15 protein-coding genes, 1 tRNA gene and 2 pseudogenes are annotated in these 18,723 nt (G+C 63.1%); 10 read left to right on the top strand and 8 right to left on the bottom strand.

What is annotated here, in order from left to right; genetic code table 11:
* Positions 1–21: 21 nt before the first annotated feature.
* Positions 22–1,017 (bottom strand): UDP-glucose 4-epimerase GalE, encoded by a 996-nt coding sequence (gene galE, locus NKJ81_RS18630; protein WP_352541319.1) that lies wholly within the window; start codon positions 1,015–1,017, stop codon positions 22–24.
* A 265-nt stretch (positions 1,018–1,282) separates the two neighbouring features.
* Between galE and hemA the strand changes: the two genes are divergently transcribed.
* Positions 1,283–2,560: a 5-aminolevulinate synthase gene (gene hemA / locus NKJ81_RS18625; RefSeq protein WP_352541350.1), complete on the top strand. Its 1,278-nt coding sequence runs from the start codon at positions 1,283–1,285 to the stop codon at positions 2,558–2,560.
* Between the two features lie 151 nt (positions 2,561–2,711).
* Here the strand turns inward: hemA and NKJ81_RS18620 are convergent, their stop codons facing one another.
* Positions 2,712–3,878 (bottom strand): pyridoxal phosphate-dependent aminotransferase, encoded by a 1,167-nt coding sequence (locus NKJ81_RS18620; RefSeq protein WP_352541318.1) that lies wholly within the window; start codon positions 3,876–3,878, stop codon positions 2,712–2,714.
* Positions 3,879–3,989: 111 nt separating this feature from the next.
* Positions 3,990–4,412, bottom strand: coding sequence for a large conductance mechanosensitive channel protein MscL (gene mscL, locus NKJ81_RS18615; RefSeq protein ID WP_352488570.1), 423 nt, complete (start codon positions 4,410–4,412; stop codon positions 3,990–3,992).
* Positions 4,413–4,644: 232 nt separating this feature from the next.
* Here mscL and NKJ81_RS18610 point away from each other — a divergent pair, with 232 nt between their 5' ends.
* Positions 4,645–8,133, top strand: a complete 3,489-nt coding sequence (locus tag NKJ81_RS18610) for a hybrid sensor histidine kinase/response regulator (RefSeq protein ID WP_352541317.1) — start codon at positions 4,645–4,647, stop codon at positions 8,131–8,133.
* Positions 8,134–8,136: 3 nt separating this feature from the next.
* On the opposite strand, the gene NKJ81_RS18605 is transcribed toward NKJ81_RS18610, so the two are convergent.
* Both NKJ81_RS18605 and NKJ81_RS18600 read right to left on the bottom strand, forming a co-directional pair.
* Complete coding sequence (locus tag NKJ81_RS18605) at positions 8,137–8,799, bottom strand: response regulator (RefSeq protein WP_502895700.1); 663 nt, start codon at positions 8,797–8,799, stop codon at positions 8,137–8,139.
* Between the two features lie 119 nt (positions 8,800–8,918).
* Positions 8,919–9,350 (bottom strand): hypothetical protein, encoded by a 432-nt coding sequence (locus NKJ81_RS18600; RefSeq protein ID WP_352501713.1) that lies wholly within the window; start codon positions 9,348–9,350, stop codon positions 8,919–8,921.
* A gap of 126 nt (positions 9,351–9,476) precedes the next feature.
* Here NKJ81_RS18600 and NKJ81_RS18595 point away from each other — a divergent pair, with 126 nt between their 5' ends.
* Both NKJ81_RS18595 and NKJ81_RS18590 read left to right on the top strand, forming a co-directional pair.
* Complete coding sequence (locus tag NKJ81_RS18595; RefSeq protein ID WP_352541315.1) at positions 9,477–9,827, top strand: DUF952 domain-containing protein; 351 nt, start codon at positions 9,477–9,479, stop codon at positions 9,825–9,827.
* Positions 9,824–10,900, top strand: a complete 1,077-nt coding sequence (locus NKJ81_RS18590) for a quinone-dependent dihydroorotate dehydrogenase (protein ID WP_352541314.1) — start codon at positions 9,824–9,826, stop codon at positions 10,898–10,900. Before NKJ81_RS18595 ends, NKJ81_RS18590 begins: the two co-directional genes overlap by 4 nt.
* Positions 10,901–10,903: 3 nt before the next feature.
* Here the strand turns inward: NKJ81_RS18590 and NKJ81_RS18585 are convergent.
* Positions 10,904–11,128, bottom strand: a pseudogene (locus tag NKJ81_RS18585) (MATE family efflux transporter); the annotation flags it as partial.
* Here NKJ81_RS18585 and NKJ81_RS18580 point away from each other — a divergent pair.
* A pseudogene (locus NKJ81_RS18580) lies at positions 11,129–11,443 on the top strand (arginase family protein); the annotation flags it as partial.
* A 4-nt stretch (positions 11,444–11,447) separates the two neighbouring features.
* Here NKJ81_RS18580 and NKJ81_RS18575 read toward each other — a convergent pair.
* Positions 11,448–11,711, bottom strand: coding sequence for a DUF6460 domain-containing protein (locus NKJ81_RS18575; RefSeq protein WP_352541313.1), 264 nt, complete (start codon positions 11,709–11,711; stop codon positions 11,448–11,450).
* A 131-nt stretch (positions 11,712–11,842) separates the two neighbouring features.
* Between NKJ81_RS18575 and NKJ81_RS18570 the strand changes: the two genes are divergently transcribed.
* A tRNA-Gly gene (locus NKJ81_RS18570) sits at positions 11,843–11,916 on the top strand.
* Positions 11,917–12,230: 314 nt separating this feature from the next.
* Here the strand turns inward: NKJ81_RS18570 and NKJ81_RS18565 are convergent.
* Positions 12,231–13,220, bottom strand: coding sequence for a LysR family transcriptional regulator (locus NKJ81_RS18565; RefSeq protein ID WP_352541312.1), 990 nt, complete (start codon positions 13,218–13,220; stop codon positions 12,231–12,233).
* A gap of 317 nt (positions 13,221–13,537) precedes the next feature.
* On the opposite strand from NKJ81_RS18565, the gene chvE reads away from it, so the two are divergent.
* The 4 genes from chvE (at position 13,538) to araD1 (ending at position 18,706) form a co-directional block, all read left to right on the top strand.
* The gene (gene chvE / locus NKJ81_RS18560) at positions 13,538–14,602 is read left to right on the top strand and encodes a multiple monosaccharide ABC transporter substrate-binding protein (protein ID WP_254816339.1); all 1,065 of its coding nucleotides are present in this window, start codon (positions 13,538–13,540) and stop codon (positions 14,600–14,602) included.
* Between the two features lie 99 nt (positions 14,603–14,701).
* Positions 14,702–16,234, top strand: coding sequence for a multiple monosaccharide ABC transporter ATP-binding protein (gene mmsA / locus NKJ81_RS18555; RefSeq protein ID WP_352541311.1), 1,533 nt, complete (start codon positions 14,702–14,704; stop codon positions 16,232–16,234).
* Positions 16,231–17,523 (top strand): multiple monosaccharide ABC transporter permease, encoded by a 1,293-nt coding sequence (gene mmsB, locus NKJ81_RS18550; protein WP_292659525.1) that lies wholly within the window; start codon positions 16,231–16,233, stop codon positions 17,521–17,523. The genes mmsA and mmsB overlap by 4 nt, the downstream gene beginning before the upstream one ends.
* Before the next feature lie 190 nt (positions 17,524–17,713).
* Positions 17,714–18,706, top strand: coding sequence for an AraD1 family protein (gene araD1, locus NKJ81_RS18545; protein WP_352541310.1), 993 nt, complete (start codon positions 17,714–17,716; stop codon positions 18,704–18,706).
* The last annotated feature ends 17 nt before the right edge of the window (positions 18,707–18,723 follow it).

The following is an 18,723-nucleotide window of genomic DNA, read 5'->3' as shown; positions in this document are numbered from 1 at the left end:
CACCTTTGCGGAGAGCCCACTTCACCCCAGAGCCGAATTCTTGCTGGTCAGGATGCGCTCCCAGGCAAGCGCATCGGCAACGATCTGGTCGAGGTTGTCGCGCTGCGGGGTCCAGCCGAGCTCGCCGCGCGCCAGCTCCGAGTTGGCGACGACCGCGGCGGCGTCGCCGGCGCGGCGATCGCCCATCCGTACGTCGAAATCATGGCCGAAGACGCGGCGGACGCTGTCGATGACCTCGAGCACCGAATAGCCGTGGCTGTAACCACAATTGGCGACCAGGCTCGATCCGCCGGCACGCAGCCGCTGAAGCGCCAGCCGATGCGCCGCCGCCAGGTCGCTGACGTGGATATAGTCGCGCATGCAGGTGCCGTCCGGCGTCGGATAGTCGGTGCCGAACACCTGCATGAAGGGGCGCTTGCCGAGCGCCGTCTCGCAAGCGACCTTGATCAGATGCGTGGCACCGGGCGTCGACTGGCCGGTGCGTCCCTTCGGATCGGCGCCGGCGACGTTGAAATAGCGCAGCGCCGTATAGCGCAACCTATGGGCAATTGCCGCGTCGCGCAGCATCCATTCGCTCATCAGCTTGGACAGGCCATAGGGCGATTCCGGCGCAAGCCGGGCATCCTCGCGCACCGGCTCCAGGCCGGCGCCGCCATAGACGGCGGCGGTCGAGGAAAAGATAAAATTGGGCACGCCTTCGCGCACCGCAGTCTCGATCAAGGTGCGCGTCTTGCAGGTGTTGTTCTCGTAATAGGCAAGCGGGTCAGCGACCGATTCGGGGACCACGATCGAGCCGGCGAAATGGATGATCGCGTCGACCTTATTGTCGCGAATGATCGAGGCGACCAGTTCCCTGTCGGCGACGTCGCCGACGACGAGCTTTGCTTCCGGGGCAACCGCCCATTCAAAGCCGGTGGAAAGCCGGTCGAGGACGACGACGCTGTCGCCCGTGTCCAGCAATTCCCAGACCATATGGCTACCGATATAGCCGGCACCGCCTGTCACCAAAACCGTCATCCGCATCCTCGCTATTCATGATTTATCGGAACTGTCTCAATCGTCGCCGTACTGGAAAATCTGCCGCCAGGCCATTAAAACCTGCGGCAACCGGTCTCATCGGCGCGTGGCATTGTCCTGAAACAAGATTGATCCACATCAAGGGAATAGGCCACGTTCCGTGGTCGTTAGGAACAGGCTCGGGGCGTGGCATTTTGACCAAAAAGGCCAGGTGGACGACGAATGGGCCAATGACTATGATCCCGCGCAAAACTGGGAAGGCGACATGAAGTATCAGCGGTTTTTCGAGGAGGCGATCGACCAGCTCCATGCGGAGCGTCGCTATCGCGTCTTCGCCGACCTTGAGCGTATCGTCGGGAAATTCCCACGCGCCATCTGGCGCGCCAATGGCCGCGCCGAGGAAATCACCGTCTGGTGCTCCAACGACTATCTCGGCATGGGCCAGCATCCCGACGTCATTGCCGCGTTCCAGAAGGCGGCAGGCAAGATGGGGTCGGGGGCCGGCGGCACCCGCAACATTTCCGGCACCAGCAACCCGCTGGTCGAGCTCGAACTGGAGCTGGCCGACCTGCACGACAAGGAAGCCGCACTGGTTTTCACCTCCGGCTTCGTTTCCAACGAGGCGTCGATCTCGACCATTGCAAAGCTGCTTCCCAATTGCCTGATCATCTCGGACGAGCTCAACCACGCTTCGATGATCGAGGGCGTGCGGCGCTCGGGCGCCGAGAAGAAGATCTTCCGCCATAACGACGTCGCGCATCTCGAAAGCCTGCTGCAGACGGCCGGCCGCGAGCGCGCCAAGCTGATTGTCTTCGAGAGCGTCTATTCGATGGACGGCGACATCGCGCCGATCAAGCAGATCGTCGATCTCGCCGAGCGCTACAACGCCATGACCTACATCGACGAGGTCCACGCCGTCGGCATGTACGGGCCGCGCGGCGGCGGCATCACCGAGCGCGAAGGGCTGGCCGACCGCATCGACATCATCGAGGGCACACTGGCCAAGGCGTTCGGCACGCTTGGCGGCTACATCGCCGGCAACACTGCGGTGATCGACGCGGTGCGCTCCTATGCGCCGGGCTTCATCTTCACCACGGCGTTGCCGCCGGCGATCGCTGCCGCGGCAACCACCTCGATCCGCCATCTCAAGCGCTCGCAGGCCGAGCGCGATGCGCAGCTGCGTCAGGCGACACGGACCAAGCAAGTGCTGGCCGCGGCCGGCCTGCCGGTGATGGAGTCGCCTACCCACATCGTGCCCCTTCTGGTCGGCGATCCCGAGCTCTGCAAGATGGCCAGCGACCGCCTGCTCGGTGTGCACGGCATCTACATCCAGCCGATCAACTACCCGACAGTGCCGCGCGGCACCGAGCGGCTGCGCATCACGCCGACACCGTTCCATTCGGACGCGTTGATTGCGTCCCTGCAGGACGCGCTGGTCGAGACATGGGATGCGTTGGGGATTCCCTACGGTTCGGCGGGCCGACCGTCGGTCGCCAAGAGCGACCGCGTCATTCCGTTGCTGGTGCCGAAGTCGGGCGGCTGAAGCCCGTTTGAAACTCTACTCCGGCGGCCATCTGACGCGGCTTTCTGCGCTTCCGGTGCTCACGGACCCAAATGTCCGCTGCGCTCCGGTTCTCGAAACCCACGCCAGCTGACTCGCCGGAGCGAGTTTGAACTCGGGGCTTCGAGGCAGCTCACATATTCTTCATCCATTTCGCCAGCCGGTGCGCGGCTTCCTCGAGCTGGTCGAGACGGCGGTGGAAGCATAGCCTGAGAAAGGATTCGCCGCCGGGGCCGAAGGCGGTGCCGGGAGCCAGGCCGACATTGGCGCGGTCGACCATGTCGAAGGCCGCGGCGCGGGAATCGGTGATGCCGTCGACCGCGAAGAACAGATAGAATGCGCCCTGCGGCACGGTGAACCGCGCCCTGCCGGTTTCGGCGAGAATGCCGCACACCAGGTCGCGCGCCGCCCTCGCCCGCTCCACCTGCTCGACGATGAAGGCGTCGCCCTCATCGAGGGCAACGACGGCGCCGCGCTGCATGAACTGCGCAACGCCGGACGTCGAATACTGGACCAGGTTCTCGAACACCTGCTGCAAGGCGGGATGAATCTTGATCCAGCCGATGCGCCAGCCGGTCATCGCCCAATTCTTGGAGAAGGAATTGACGAACAGGATGCGGTCCTCATCGGCCATGATGTCGATGAAGGACGCCGCCCGGCCGTGGCCGTAATGAAACAGCGAATAAATCTCGTCGGCGACGATCCACAGGCCCCTTTCGCGGGCAAGATCGAGGATCGCCTGCAGCGTCTCCTTGTCGGCGGTCCAGCCGGTCGGGTTGGACGGCGTGTTGACGAACAGCGCCTTGGTCCGTGGCGTGATCGCGGCTGCGATCTTGTCGACATCGCAGGACCAGCCATTGCCCGACTGATCGAGCGTGACCGCGACTGGAACGGCGCCCGCGATGCCGGCGGCGGCGGCGAAGTTCGGCCATGCCGGCGACAGGTAGACGAGTTCGTCGCCCTTGCCGGCCACCGCATCGATGGCCATCTGGATGGCATGCATGCCGGAGCCGGTGACGATGAATTCCTCGTTGGCGAAAGTCTTGCCGAAATGCCTGGTGTAGTAGCGGGCGAGCGCCTGCCTGAGTTCGGGAATGCCCCGCTGCCAGGTGTAGAAGGTTTCACCGCCGGCGAGTGCCTTGGCGGCGGCATCAGTGATGAAGGCAGGCGTCGGCAGGTCGCCCTCGCCGGCCCAGAGCGGGATCATGCTGTCGCGGCCGCGGCCACGGTTCATGACGGCGACAATGCCGCTTTCAGGCGCCGCCCGCGCTTCGGCGCGCAGAGTATCGATCAGGGTCATGGATGGGTCCGTTTTCGTTTGCTCGACTGCTAGCGTGTTTCAGGGCGGACGAAAACAGAAAACCCCGGCCGCAGGCGACCGGGGTTTTGGTCCAGAAAGTTGCCGCAGGCGCTATTTTCTGGCGAGGAGATCGCGAATTTCGGTGAGCAGCGCGACGTCGGCCGGTGGCGGGGCAACCGGGGCGGCCGGTTTCTCGCGCTCCAGCCGCTGGCGCAGATTGTTCACCGCCTTGACCATCAGGAAGATGATGAAGGCGAGAATGAGAAAATTCAGCGCCACGGTGATGAAGCTGCCATAGGCGAAGACCGCGCCCTGTTTCTTTGCCTCAGCCAGCGATGTGGCGTTAACGGCCGAGGACAAGGGCAGAAAATAGTTGTTGAAGTCCAATCCGCCCAAAATCGCCCCGATGACCGGCATGATGATGTCGTCGACCAGCGAGGTGACGATCTTGCCGAAGGCAGCGCCAATGATGACGGCGACGGCCAGGTCCATCACATTGCCCCTTGAAATGAATTCCTGAAATTCTTTCAGCATTCGACCCTCCTTGTCCTGACCGGCCGTGCTGCCGTCCACGCCTCGGCATCGACCGGCCGGCAGAATAGCAAAAACCTGCGGTTGCGACAGGCGCAAAGACGTGTTTCCCCGGCCTTGATTGTGCGAAGCCGCGGCCATAATGCGCCGAAAGCCGCGATGGACTCGGTCGCCAAGCTGTGATTGCGTCTGCAAGGCCGGATGAAAAAGCCGGCGCAGGGAGGAAGTTCGAGCCGTGCAGGGCTGGTTCATCGTCATCATCGCGATCGCCTACGTGACGTTGCTGTTCGTCATCGCCAGCCTGGGCGACCGGCGCTCGACTTCATCCGGGCCTGGCCGCGCCCGGCCCTTCATCTATGCGCTCAGTCTCGCCATCTACTGCACCTCCTGGACCTTCTTCGGCTCGGTCGGCCTGTCCTCCGAGCGCGGCCTCGAGTTCCTCGGCATCTATATCGGACCGGTGCTGGTGTTTGTGTTCGGTTTTCCGCTGCTACAGCGCATCGTCAGGCTGGCCAAAACCGAGAAGATCACCTCGATCGCCGACTTTCTCGGCGCCCGCTACGGCAAGAGTTTTGCTGTCGCGGCGATCGCCACGCTGATCGCGACCATCGGCGCGGTGCCCTATATGGCGCTGCAATTGAAGGCGATCTCGGGCTCGGTCAGCCTGATGGTCGAGCACTATACCGGCTCGCCGCCGTCGTTCGATCCGTTCGTCAGCGACATCTCGCTGGTCGTTGCCATGCTGCTGGCGCTGTTTGCGGTGCTGTTCGGCACGCGCCACGCCGATGCCACCGAGCACCAGGACGGGCTGGTGCTGGCGGTGGCAGTCGAAACCGTGGTCAAGCTCGCCGCCTTCCTGGCAATCGGCCTGATGGTCATGTTCCTGATCTTCGGTGGGCCAGGCGACATGTTCGACCGGCTCGCCGAAAACACGCAGGTGCGCCAGGCGATGGGCTACAACACCTCGCTCGCCACCTGGCTGGTGCTGACATGCCTGAGCGGCTTTGCCATCCTGATGCTGCCGCGCCAGTTCTATGTCACCATCGTCGAGAACCGCAGCGAGGCCGAGCTGCGCACCGCGACATGGGTGTTTCCGCTCTATCTGGTGGCAATCAACCTGTTCGTGCTGCCGATCGCGCTGGCCGGCCTGGAACTGGTCGGCCCCAGGACCAGCAGCGACCTTTACGTGCTGTCGCTGCCGCTGTTCAGCGGCCACGACGTGCTGGCCATGGCCGCCTTCATCGGCGGGCTGTCGGCGGCGACCGCAATGGTGATCGTCGAAAGCGTCGCGCTGTCGATCATGATCTCCAACGACCTGGTCATTCCGCTGTTCGTGCGCCGGCTGCTGCGGACCACGACATCCGAGAACGAGGACTGGTCGACGCTCATCCTCAATGTACGCCGGGCGGCGATCTTCATCATGCTGTTCATCGCCTTTCTCTACTACCGCGAGAGCACCAATAGCGCGCGGCTGTCCTCGATCGGCCTGATGTCGTTCGCCGCGATCGCGCAGTTCGCGCCGGCAATGATCGGCGGCCTGATCTGGCGCGGCGCCAACGGAAGGGGTGCCGCACTTGGCATGGTCGCCGGCATCGTCGTCTGGAGCTATACGCTGCTGCTTCCCTCGCTCGTCGCGCCCGATACCGGCATCCTCGTCCACGGCCTGTTCGGCTTCGATGCATTGCGGCCGCAAGCGCTTTTCGGCACCGTCGCCGAGCCGCTGAACCATGGCGTGCTGTGGAGCCTGTCGATCAATACGCTGTTTTTTGTGTTCGGCTCGCTGTCGCGCGCCTCAGTGCCGCTGGAACGCATCCAGGCATCGATCTTCGTCCCGCGCGAGGCGGGCCCGCTGCCGAGCCTGCGCCGCTTCCGCACCACCATAACCGTCAACGACCTCAAGGACACGATCGCGCGCTATCTCGGTGTCGAACGCACCGAGCGGTCGTTTCAGTCGTTCGAAAAGAGCAGCGGCACTTCACTGCACGGCAACGAACAGGCCAGCATGGATGTCATCCGCTTCTCCGAGCAGCTTCTGGCCAGTGCCGTCGGCTCCTCTTCGGCGCGGCTGATCCTGTCGCTGCTGCTGCGACGCAACGACCGCGAATCCAAGGACGCCTTCCGCCTGCTCGATGACGCCACGGAGGCGCTGCAGCACAATCGCGATCTGCTGCAGATCGCACTCGACCAGATGGAACAGGGCATCACTGTCTTCGACCGCGATTTCCGGTTGATTTGCTGGAACCGCCAGTACCGGGCGCTGTTCGACCTGCCCGACGAGATGGGCCAGGTCGGCGTCTCACTCGATCGTATCCTGCGCCATCTTGCCGAGCGCGGTGACATACCGGCAGACCAGCGCGTCACCATGCTCAACCGCCTGACCAGCTTCGTCAGCCCATGGCAGATGGAGCTGAAGACCAGCGGGCGCATCCTGGAATTGCGCTCCAATCCGATGCCGGACGGCGGCATCGTCGCCACCTACGCCGACATCTCTGGACGCGTCGAGCAGGATCTGGCGCTGAAGCGCGCCAATGAATCGCTGGAGCAGCGAGTGAAGAACCGCACTGCGGAACTCACCCGCGTCAACGAGGAGCTGGCGCAGGCGCAGATGCTGGCCGAGGAGGCCAATCTCGGCAAGACCCGCTTCCTCGCTGCCGCCGGCCACGACATCCTGCAGCCGCTCAACGCCGCCCGCCTCTATTGCTCATCGCTGATCGAGAAGACCGGCAAGGGACCTGCCGGCAAGGCGGCGATGAACATCGAATCGTCGCTGGAATCGGTCGAGACCATCCTCGGCGCGGTGCTCGACATTTCGCGCCTCGATGCCGGCGCGATGAAGCCGGACGATACGAGCTTCGGCCTCGACGGGCTGCTGCGCCAGATCGGCAACGACTTCCGGCCGCTTGCCGCCGAAAAGAAGCTCGAACTCTCGATCATGCCGTCGTCGCTCAGCGTCATGACGGACCGCAATCTGCTGCGCCGGCTGATCCAGAACCTGGTCTCAAACGCCATTAAATATACGCGCCATGGCCGCATCCTGGTCGGCGTGCGGCGGCGCGGCGAACTGGCCGAGATCCAGGTTATCGACACCGGCATCGGCATTGCCGGCGACAAGCTCAACACCGTGTTTCGCGAATTCACCCGGCTCGACGAGGGCGCACGCGAGGCGGAAGGCCTCGGCCTTGGGCTCTCCATTGTCGACCGCATCGCCCGCGTCCTGCGCCTCGAAATCCGGATCTTCTCCAACCCAGGCAAGGGCACACGCTTTTCCGTGTTGCTGCCGGTGGCGGCCGTGCAGGCACCGCGGCGTGAGGCGGAGGCGAAGCCGCCTGCCCGTGCAGCGGCCTCGCTTGCCGGGCTCAATGTGCTCTGCATCGACAACGACGCCCGCATCCTCGACGGCATGCGGCTCCTGCTCGAGGGTTGGGGCTGCAGCGTCGACACGCTTTCCGGCGCGGAGGATCTCGACAGGTCCGGCATGCATCGGCCGGACATCGTGCTTGCCGACTATCATCTCGACAACAGGACCGGCCTCGAATTGATCGCCCAGTTGCGTGCGATCCATGGCGAGGACCTGCCGGCCGTGCTGGTCACCGCCGACCGCTCCAGCGAGGTTCGCGGCGCTGCCGGCAGGCTCGACGTGCCGGTGATCAGCAAACCACTGAAACCGGCGATGCTGCGCTCGATGATGGCCAGGGTCAGGCCGCTGGCGCCGGCGGCCGAATAGGAATCAGCCGGCCGCCTGAACCGGGTCGCTGCCGATTTTGGACAAAAGGATGACCGCCTGCGTGCGGCTGTCGACCCCGAGCTTCTGCAGGATAGCCGAGACATGCGCTTTGATCGTCGCTTCGGAGACCCCGAGTTCATAGGCGATCTGCTTGTTGAGCAGTCCCTCAGCCAGCATGCCGAGCACGCGCGTCTGCTGTGGGGTCAGCGCCTGCAGTCGCTTGATCAGATCGGAAATCTCAGGATCGCGCTCGACGCCGAGATCGACCCCGGCGGGTGCCGCGATATCACCTGCGAGCACCGACTGCACCGCATTGCGGATCTCCTCCATGCTGGCCGATTTGGAGATGAAGCCGGAGGCGCCGAGATCGAGCGCGCGCCGGATCGTCACCGGATCGTCATGCGCCGAGACCACCATCATCGGCACCGCCGGATGGATGCCGCGCAACGAAATCAGGCCGGAAAGACCGCTTGCCCCCGGCATCGAGAGATCGAGCAGCACCAGATCGACGTCCTCATTGGCCAGGACCAGCGCCTTGGCGCTTTCGAAATCGCCGGCCTCGTGAATGGCGGCAACGTCTCCGATGCCCACGAGTGCCTCCCTCAATGCACCGCGAAAAAGCGGATGATCGTCGGCAATGACGAATGTGTAGCCCAACGGTGATATCCCTCCCCGAATCCCGTTGGCGATTTTCCGCCTTGCAGGATCTGAACGATCATAACGCTACGCCTGCTGTTCGGCGTGGCCGGCTTGCTATTCCCGCCCCAGGTCTTTTTGCGAATTGCCTAGGTCTTTTGCGAATTGGGCTTGGCGCCGTCTTCGTCCTTGTCCATGTCCTTGACGATGTCCATGAAGCTGCGCAGGAAGCGCTCCATGTAGCCCATCGTCTTGTTGAAATCCTCCTCGCTGGGCAAAGTCGATTCGAAACGCGCGGCAAGCGAATTTTCGAGCTTGGCGACGCGCTCGTCGAGCGCCTTCACCGAATTTTGCAGCCGGTCGACCTCATCCTGGAGGGCGGCACGTTCGTCGGCCGCCGTCTTGCAGACGAGCTGGCCAGAGCGTTCCTCGCAGAGCGACATGGCGCCGGTTTGCGTATCCATGCGGACATAGCCATTGGCCGATTTCTCCAACCGGTAGCGATCGGCTTCCTCGGAAAAGGCCGACGCCGCGACAAGCGACACCACTGCTGCGGGGATCAAGACGTGTTTCAGACGCATGTTTTCCTCCATGAGCCAGTCAGCGCAATCTATCACAGTTTGCGCCTGAAATGGGGACCAACCTGAAATGGAGAAGAACACGGGCCTGCCCTTCCCCGCGTGGTCGGTTCGGACTATAGCGCAACCATGTCCGAGATCATCTACAAGATAGTTCCCGAGGCGCTGTGGCGCGAGGCTGAAAGAGAAGGCCGCTTCACCGGCGCGCCTATCGACGTCGCCGACGGCTTCATCCATTTTTCCACCGCCGGGCAGGTTCGGGAAACGGCAGTAAAACATTTCGCCGGCCAGGCGGGGTTGCTGCTGGTTGCCGTCGACAGCGCGCGCCTCGGCAATGCGCTGAAATATGAGGTCTCGCGCGGCGGCGCCCTGTTCCCGCATCTCTATGGCGGGCTCGGCCTCGATGCGGTCGTTTCGGTGCAGGCATTGCCGCTCGGCGCTGACGGCCGGCATGAATTCCCGGCGCTGGAGGCCGAATGAGCGCGTTCGACCGGATCGGCCAGAAACTGCTGTTTACGCTCGATCCGGAAACCGCGCATGGGCTGTCGATTGCCGCGCTGAGATGCGGGCTGCCGGTCGCCGGTCGTCCGCCGCACGACAACAGGTTAAAGGTCAGCCGTTGCGGGCTGGATTTCCCGAACCCGCTCGGCATGGCCGCGGGTTACGACAAGAATGCCGAAGTGCCGGACGCGCTGCTCGGCCTCGGCTTCGGCTTCGCCGAGGTCGGCACGATCACGCCGCTGCCGCAGACGGGCAATCCGAAGCCGCGCATCTTCCGGCTGCCTTCGGACGGGGCGGTGATCAACCGGCTGGGCTTCAACAATGAAGGCCACGCCGCCGCAGAGAAGCGTCTTGCCGCCCGAAAAGGCCGCCCCGGCATCATCGGCATCAACATCGGCGCCAACAAGGACAGCGCCGACCGCGTCAGTGATTATGAGCGCGGCGTGATCCGGTTCGCGCGATACGCCGGCTATCTGACAATCAATATCTCCTCGCCGAACACGCCGGGCCTGCGCAATATGCAGGCGCGCGAACAGCTTGGCGAGCTCCTGTCGCGGGTCATGGCCGCGCGTGCGGCGGCACCGGCAAAACCGCCCGTGTTCCTCAAGATCGCGCCGGATCTGGTCGAGGCCGAGCTTGAGGACATCGCTGCCGAGATCAGCGACAAGCAAATGGACGGCGTCATCGTCTCCAACACAACGATCGCGCGAGCCGGCCTGAGCAGCGCCGGCCTTGCCGGCGAGACCGGCGGGCTTTCGGGGAAACCCTTGTTCGAGCGCTCGACTATCGTGCTGGCAAGGATGCGAAAACTGCTTGGCCCGGATCCTACTATCATCGGCGTCGGCGGCGTCGATTCCGCCGAGACGGCGCTGGAAAAGATCCGTGCCGGCGCCGATCTCGTCCAGCTCTATACCGGCATGATCTATGCCGGGCCCGCGCTGCCGGGGCGCATTCTTTCCGGCATGGCCCGTTTCATGGACAATCAAGGGCTGAAGTCGCTGTGCGAGCTTCGCGACAGCCGCCTCGATCACTGGGCGGCGAAACCGCTTTAGCGATCAGTTAAAGGCTGTGCGCACCCGCAGCCGCAATATGGCGAGCAGGCTGAAGCCGCGTACCAGCAGGAAGACATGCAACGCCGCCCACAAGCCGTGATTACCGAAGGCCGGCGCCAGGATCAGCAGCGCGGCGCTGAACGCCAGGAATGACAACAGCATCATGTTGCGCATGTCGCGCGACCATGTTGCGCCGATGAAGACACCGTCCATCTGGAAAGCCAGCACGTCGCCCTGCCCGACGGCGCCGGCGATGCAGCCTATCTGGAGCGGCTGGACGCCATCCTGCCGGAGCTGTCGGCGCGAAGGCGCTGGGGCCTCGTCTTCTACAATGCCGGCGTCGATGTCCATGTCGAGGACCGGCTCGGCAGGTTGTCGCTCACGGATGACGGGCTGCGCGCCCGCGACGATATGGTGATCCGCCATTTCCGCACGCTTGGCATACCGGTATGCAGCGTTATCGGCGGAGGCTATTCGACGGATGTCGCAGCACTTGCTGCACGGCACGCCATCCTGTTCGAGGTGGCGGCGGGCTACGCCTGAAAATTCACTTCCGGTAGTTAGCGATCCTGAGCAGGATGAAGGCCGGCACGACGATCGCGGCACCGAGCAGGATGTAGCCGAGAAAGCGGTCGATGGCGTGGAAGCCCATATTCCACAGGTCGGTGAAGAATTTGCGGATGCCGTAAAGCACATCCATCGGCGACCAGCCGAAGGCATTCATGACCAGCCCGACGAGGAACGACACCACAAGCAGCTCCAGGATCACCCGGAGCGGCGTGTCGCCGAGAAAGCGGTTCAGTGCGGACAAGCCTGTCTCCACAGTCGGGTGCCGCGATTCGGGCACATGCCTAGAAATACGCAGTTGGTCGTCCGGCATCAAGCCGAGCCCTCAAACCGGATTGCGCATCGGCGCCGGGCCATGATATCGGAGGAACCAGCGCGGGTATGATGTAATGGTAGCTTGTCAGCTTCCCAAGCTGAACGCGCGGGTTCGATTCCCGCTACCCGCTCCAGCTTTTGCCCCGGGTGCATTGCACTTGTTCTGGCCAAGCTGAAAACCAGCGGATTTATAGGCAGTTTTACAGCCCGGCTGGCCGTCTTTCATCTGTTTGGCCGATGTGCCAGTTCGTGGAATATCTCACATTGAGGGTCGGCGGGGCCTCGAATGACCCCAACCGGAAAGTCTACCCTTGGCCCGCTGGCTTCTGCTGGCGGGCTTTTTTGAGCATCAGGCAGTAGTAGCCGACGTGCATCGGCGCCGCTGCTGGCGGGCCCTGTCTGGTCGTCTGGCCGGGCCGCGGGATGCGCCCGCTACCCGCTCCAACCCTCAGCCCACCTCTCGCAAAATAAAATCGTGCAGCATCTTGGCTGCCGGTGACAGCGCGCGGTTCTTCACCGTGATCAGGCTGTAGGGCCTGACCTCGATGTCGAATTCAGTCTGGACGACATCGATGGCGCCGGCCAGGCCTTCGGGGTTCTGGATGAACTTCGCGACCTGGATCGAAACCGGCGCAATGGCGTCGGATTGCGCGACCATGACCAGAGTCAATAGCAGCGAGCTGGTGTTGAGGATGCGGTCCGGCAGCGCGATGTTGCGGTTCAAAAAGTTGCTTTCCATCGCCTGGCGCAGCGGCGAGCCGCCCGACTGGAAAACCCAGTCATAGGCGGCGGTGTCTTCCAACCGGACCGCCTTGCCCTTGGTCAGCGGGTGGCCGCGGCGCACGATCAGGCAGGCTTTCTCGACGCCGATAACGCGCGCTTCGAACAGCCGCGGATTGAGGTCGTCGGGGATGCGGGCGATGATGAAATCGTGGCGCGAGGCGATCAGCTCGCGCGCCAGGACGTTCGAGGTCTCGACCTGCATGGTGATTTCGATGCGCGGATAAAGGCGCCGGATCTCGCGGATCGCCGGCACCGCCAGCTCGATCGCCGGTGCTGTCACCGCGCCCAGGAATACCGAGCCGCCCTTGCCCGCCTTGAGCTCGAAAATCTCGCGGTCGACCTCACGCATCTCGAGCAGGATCGATCGCGCGCGCCGTGCCAACGCCTTGCCATAGGGTGTCAGCGTGATGCCGCGCGGCAGCCTTTCGCAGAGCTTGACGTCGAGCACGGCCTCCATCTCGGCGATCATGCGCGAGGCCGCCGGCTGCGAGATGTTCATGACCTGGGCCGCGGCGCTCACCCGGCCGTGCTCGTCGAGGGCTGCGATCATGCGCATGTGACGCAGGCTCAAGCCGCTGCGCAGCAAGGTTCCGCCATCACTCGGAATTTCATCGTAACTGGCTGATATTCCGTCAGGATTTCGCAGCGCCGCCATGATTCTTCTCTGCTCTTACGCCCGGCGCCTTGGCTGGATCCGGCAGCGTCGTCAGTAGCCTAAGCCATATCAGTCTCGATATAGCAACCATCAAAGATCGCATTTGACAGTTATGGCAAAGCGACACACCCTTCGCGCGTCCTGAGGCTTGACGGTCGGTGACGAGGGAAAACTCGTATCGATTGAAACCAGAGTCTCGGGGCCGATTGGGAGGATACCGGAGATCGATTGACGGCAGCGGCGCGTTTGGCGCTCCTGCACGATTGCGCGGCCCACGAAACCCAAGGGTACGCGTCCATCAACCAGGGAGAGTTAATGTGAAGATTATCAAGACACTGGCCGCCGTCGCGGCCCTAGGCATCGCGGCCATGACGCTGCCGGCGCAGGCGGGCGAAGGCCTGATCGGCGTGCTGATGCCCACCAAGACCTCGCAGCGCTGGATCAACGACGGCGACGCCGTCAAGTCCCAGCTCGAGGCTCTGGGCTACACTGTCGACCTGCAGTACGCGCAGGACGACATTCCGAACCAGCTCAGCCAGCTGGAAAACGAAATCACCAAGGGCCCGAAGGCGCTGATCATCGCTTCGATCGACGGCACCACGATGGGCGATGCGTTGCAGAAGGCGAATGACGCCGGCGTTGTCGTCGTCGCTTACGACCGCCTGATCAAGAAGACGCCAAATGTCGACTACTACACCACCTTCGATAATTTCGGCGTCGGCGTCATCCAGGCCAAATCGCTGCTCAAGGGTCTCGGTTATCCCGAGAAGAAGGGCCCGTTCAACATCGAGTTGTTCGGCGGTTCGCCGGACGACAACAATGCGTTCTTCTTCTATAACGGCGCCATGTCGGTTCTTCAGCCGCTGATCGACGACAAGACCCTCGTCGTGAAGTCCGGCCAGATGGGCATGGACAAGGTCGGCACGCTGCGCTGGCTGGCGGCAACCGCCCAGGCCCGCATGGACAATCTGCTCTCCGCCAACTACTCGGACGGCAGCCGCGTCGATGGCGTGCTCTCGCCCTATGACGGCCTGTCGCGCGGCATCATCGCTTCGCTGCGCGCCGTAGGCTACGGCACCGCCGATCAGCCATGGCCGATCGTCACCGGACAGGACGCCGAGACCGCTTCGGTCAAGGCGATTATCGCCGGCGAACAGTATTCGACCGTGTTCAAGGACACCCGCGAACTCGCCAAGGCGACGGTCGAACTCGTCGACAAGGTGCTCTCGGGCGGCAAGCCGGAAGGCCTCGACACCACGACCTACAACAACGACGTCAAGGTCGTTCCCTCGATCCTGTTGACACCGCACGACGTCGACAAGTCGAACTATCAGGCCCTGGTGGTCGACTCCGGCTACATCAAGGCCGAAGAGCTGAAGTAATCGCGGTTACAAAGCCTGGGGTCCTGCGCAGGCAGGGCCCCTTTTCGTTGGCGAGCCAGCCCGGTATTGTTTGCGGACCTCGCAGGAGTGGTATTCTCAATGGCATCGACGATTTTGGAGATGCGCGACATCACTAAGACGTTTCCCGGCGTCAAGGCGCTGTCGAACGTCAAGCTCATGGTCGAGGAAGGCGAGATCCATGCCGTGGTCGGCGAGAACGGCGCCGGCAAGTCGACGCTGATGAAGGTGCTGTCGGGTGTGTATCCGTCCGGCACCTATGACGGCCAGATCATCTATCGCGGCGATGAGTGCCATTTCAAAGGCATCCATGACAGCGAGCGCAAGGGCATCGTCATCATCCACCAGGAGCTTGCGCTGGTGCCGATGCTGTCGATCGCCGAAAACATCTTTCTCGGCAACGAGCACGCCAGATACGGCGTCATCGACTGGAATGCCAATGAGGCGCGCACCAGCGCCCTGCTCAAGAAGGTCGGCCTCAAGGAAGACCCCAACACGCTGATCACCAATATCGGCGTCGGCAAGCAGCAGCTGGTCGAGATCGCCAAGGCGCTCAGCAAGGAAGTGAAGTTGCTCATTCTCGACGAGCCGACCGCGAGCCTGTCCGAAAAGGACAGCCAGGCGCTGCTCGATCTGCTGCTCGAATTCAAGCGGCAAGGCATCACTTCGATCCTGATCTCGCACAAGCTCAACGAGGTGAACCGGGTCGCCGACAAGGTCACCATCATCCGTGACGGGCGGACCATCGAGACGCTGGCCAAGAAGGACATCTCGGAGGACCGCATCATTACCTCGATGGTCGGCCGTTCGCTCGACGACCGCTATCCGCCGCGCGAGCCGAAGATCGGCGAGACCGTTCTCGAAGTGAAAAACTGGTCGGTCTACCACCCCATCCATGCCGAGCGGCAGGTCATCAAGGGTATCAACCTCAACGCCCGCAAGGGCGAAGTGGTCGGCATTGCCGGGCTGATGGGTGCCGGCCGGACCGAGTTTGCCATGAGCCTGTTCGGCCGGTCCTATGGCCGTCGCATCACCGGCGAGGTGTTCCTCAACGGCAAGCCGATCGACGTCTCTTCGGTGAGCAAGGCGGTGGAACACGGCATCGCCTACGTTACCGAGGACCGCAAGACCTACGGGCTCAACCTGATCGACCACATCAAGCACAACATCACGCTGGCCAACCTGCCCGGCGTGTCGCGCCACGGCGTGATCGACGATTTGCGCGAGCTTTCGGTCGCCAACGATTATCGCGGCAGGACCAATATCCGCGCCTCGAGCGTCTACCAGATGACCGGCAACCTTTCTGGCGGCAATCAGCAGAAGGTGGTGCTGTCGAAATGGCTGTTCGCCAATCCGGAAGTGCTGATCCTCGACGAGCCGACACGCGGTATCGACGTCGGCGCCAAGTATGAAATCTATACGATCATCGCGCGTCTCGCCTCCGAGGGTAAGGCAATCATCGTCATCTCGTCGGAAATGCCCGAACTGCTCGGCATCACCGACCGCATCTACGTCATGAACGAAGGACGCATCCTCGGCGAAATGGCGGCAAGCGACGCCAGCCAGGAAAAGATAATGCGCGCCATCGTCCGCGGAGAAGGAAAAGCATCATGAGCACCGAAAGCGCTCCCGGGCCGCAGACCGGCGTTGCCCAGGATCTACAACAGGGACCTCGCATTGCCGTCTCGGCGCTGGTCACCAACCTGCGCGAATACGGGTTGGTGCTGGCGTTGATCGCAATCATGGTGTTCTTCCAGTTCACCACGTCCGGAACGCTGTTCAAGCCGGTGAACCTCAGCAATCTCGTGCAGCAGAACAGCTTCATCATCGTGATGGCGCTGGGCATGCTTCTGGTGATCGTTTCGGGCCACATCGATCTCAGCGTCGGCTCCGTCGCCGGCTTCATCGGCGCGCTGGCGGCGATGATGATGGTCATCTGGCCGCTTGGCCCATTGAGCAATCCGCTGGTGGTGTCGATCATCTGCCTGATCGTCGGTGGTGCGATCGGCGCGGCACAAGGCTACTGGATTGCCTATCACCGAATACCGAGCTTTATCGTCACGCTGGCGGGCATGCTGATCTTCCGCGGCATCTGCCAGGCGCTGCTGGGTGGCGGGTCTTCGGTAGGGCCGCTTCCCGTCGGCTTCAAGGCGCTCAGTTCCGGCTTCATTCCGGACCTGATCGGCCCATTGACGCTGATACCGCCAACCGTGAACGCCGCCGGCAAAACCATTGTCGGCAGCGGCCTGACGCTGCACCTGACGACGATCGTGATCGGCCTCGTCGCCGTGCTCGCCTATGCCTATTTCGGGCTCAGGGCACGGCGCACCCGGGAGAAGCATGGCTACGAAGCCGAGCCCTTCTCGCTGTTCGTCGTCAAGACCCTGGTGATCAGCGCGCTGGCGCTGTTTCTCGTTTACCAATTCGCCACCTATAGGGGCCTCCCCATCGTTCTCATGGTGATGGGCGTGCTGATCGCGTTGTTCGTCTTCGTTACCAAACGCATGACGATCGGCCGTCGTATCTATGCGATGGGCGGCAATGCCAAGGCAGCCCAGCTATCGGGCATCAAGACCGAACGGCTGACGTTGATGGTGTTCATCAATATGGGCGTGCTGTCGGCACTCGGCGGCCTGATTATCGCAGCGCGCCTGGGGCAGGCTGTGCCGGCGGCCGGCCTCGGCAGCGAGCTCGACGTCATCGCCGCGGTGTTCATCGGTGGCGCTTCGGCGATGGGCGGCGTCGGCCAGGTGATCGGCGCGGTGGTCGGCGGCTTCATCATGGGCGTCATGAACAACGGCATGTCGATCATGGGCGTCAATGTCGATTGGCAGCAGGTGGTCAAAGGCCTGGTGCTGCTCGGCGCCGTCGTCTTCGACGTCTACAACAAGAACAAGGCTTGAGAGGCAACCAGGAGGCATACGGGTCACATCGCGGCGCTGCCGGGCGGCGCAAAAAAGTCCCCGAGGGACCTGATCCGCGAGCGCAATCCGGACGAAGAATTTCAACCGAGGCGCGGACAAGGGTCCGAGCCGCGCTGGGCAGGGTTTGCCAAGAAAGGCACGCCAAGCCCGCAATTCAGAGAGGGTTACCATGCTGATCTCACAAATCCTCGACGACGCCGAGACGATCCGGGTCGTTGCCCGCAACGGCGGCAAGACCCGCGTCATCAACGGCGCCCGCAGCGTCTATTCGCTGGCGATGGAAGCCGCGCGTACCGGCAGCGGGCTTGTCGCCCTGATCGAGCGCAAGGGCTTCGGCGAAACCGTCGATCTCGACGCAGCCTACAAGAAGGGCCGGCTGCTGTCGCCGATCAACCATCCCGATCCGGCGCATCTCCATCTCACCGGCACCGGGCTGACGCATCTCGGCTCCGCCGCGACCCGCGATTCCATGCACAAGAAGCTCAGCACGGACGGCGAGGAACAGCTGACCGATTCCATGAAGATGTTCCGCATGGGGCTTGAGGGCGGCAAGCCGGCGAAGGGCCAGATCGGCGTGCAGCCGGAATGGTTCTACAAGGGCAACGGCACCATGGCGGTGGCGCCCGGTGCGGCGCTTATGTCGCCGGCCTTCGCTCAGGATGCCGGCGAGGAGCCGGAAATTGCCGGCATCTATGTGATCGGCGACGACGGCGCCCCCTTCCGTGTCGGCTTCACGCTGTCGAACGAGTTTTCCGACCACGTCACCGAGCGCGTGAACTACCTCTTCCTCGCCCATTCCAAGCTGCGCAACGCCTCGTTCGGGCCGGAGATCCTGATCGGCGATCTGCCGCCCGACATCCGCGGCGCTTCACGCATCCTGCGCGACGGCAAGCTGCTTTGGGAAAAGCCGTTCCTGTCGGGCGAGGCGAACATGTCGCACACCATTGGCAATCTCGAGCATCACCACTTCAAATACTCGGCCTTCCGCCAGCCGGGCGACGTGCATGTGCACATGTTCGGCACGGCGACGCTGTCCTTCGCCGACGGCATCAGGACCGAGGCCGGCGACGTATTCGAAATCGAGGCGCAGGATTTCGGCCTGCCTTTGCGCAACCCGCTTGAAATCGAGCAGCCGGTGAAGGTGGTGGTGAAGGCGTTGTAAACTGGTGACATAATTCA

Source organism: Mesorhizobium sp. M0018 (assembly GCF_040323955.1).
Taxonomy (GTDB): Bacteria; Pseudomonadota; Alphaproteobacteria; order Rhizobiales; family Rhizobiaceae; genus Mesorhizobium.
This window is presented reverse-complemented; position numbering and strand designations above follow the sequence as displayed.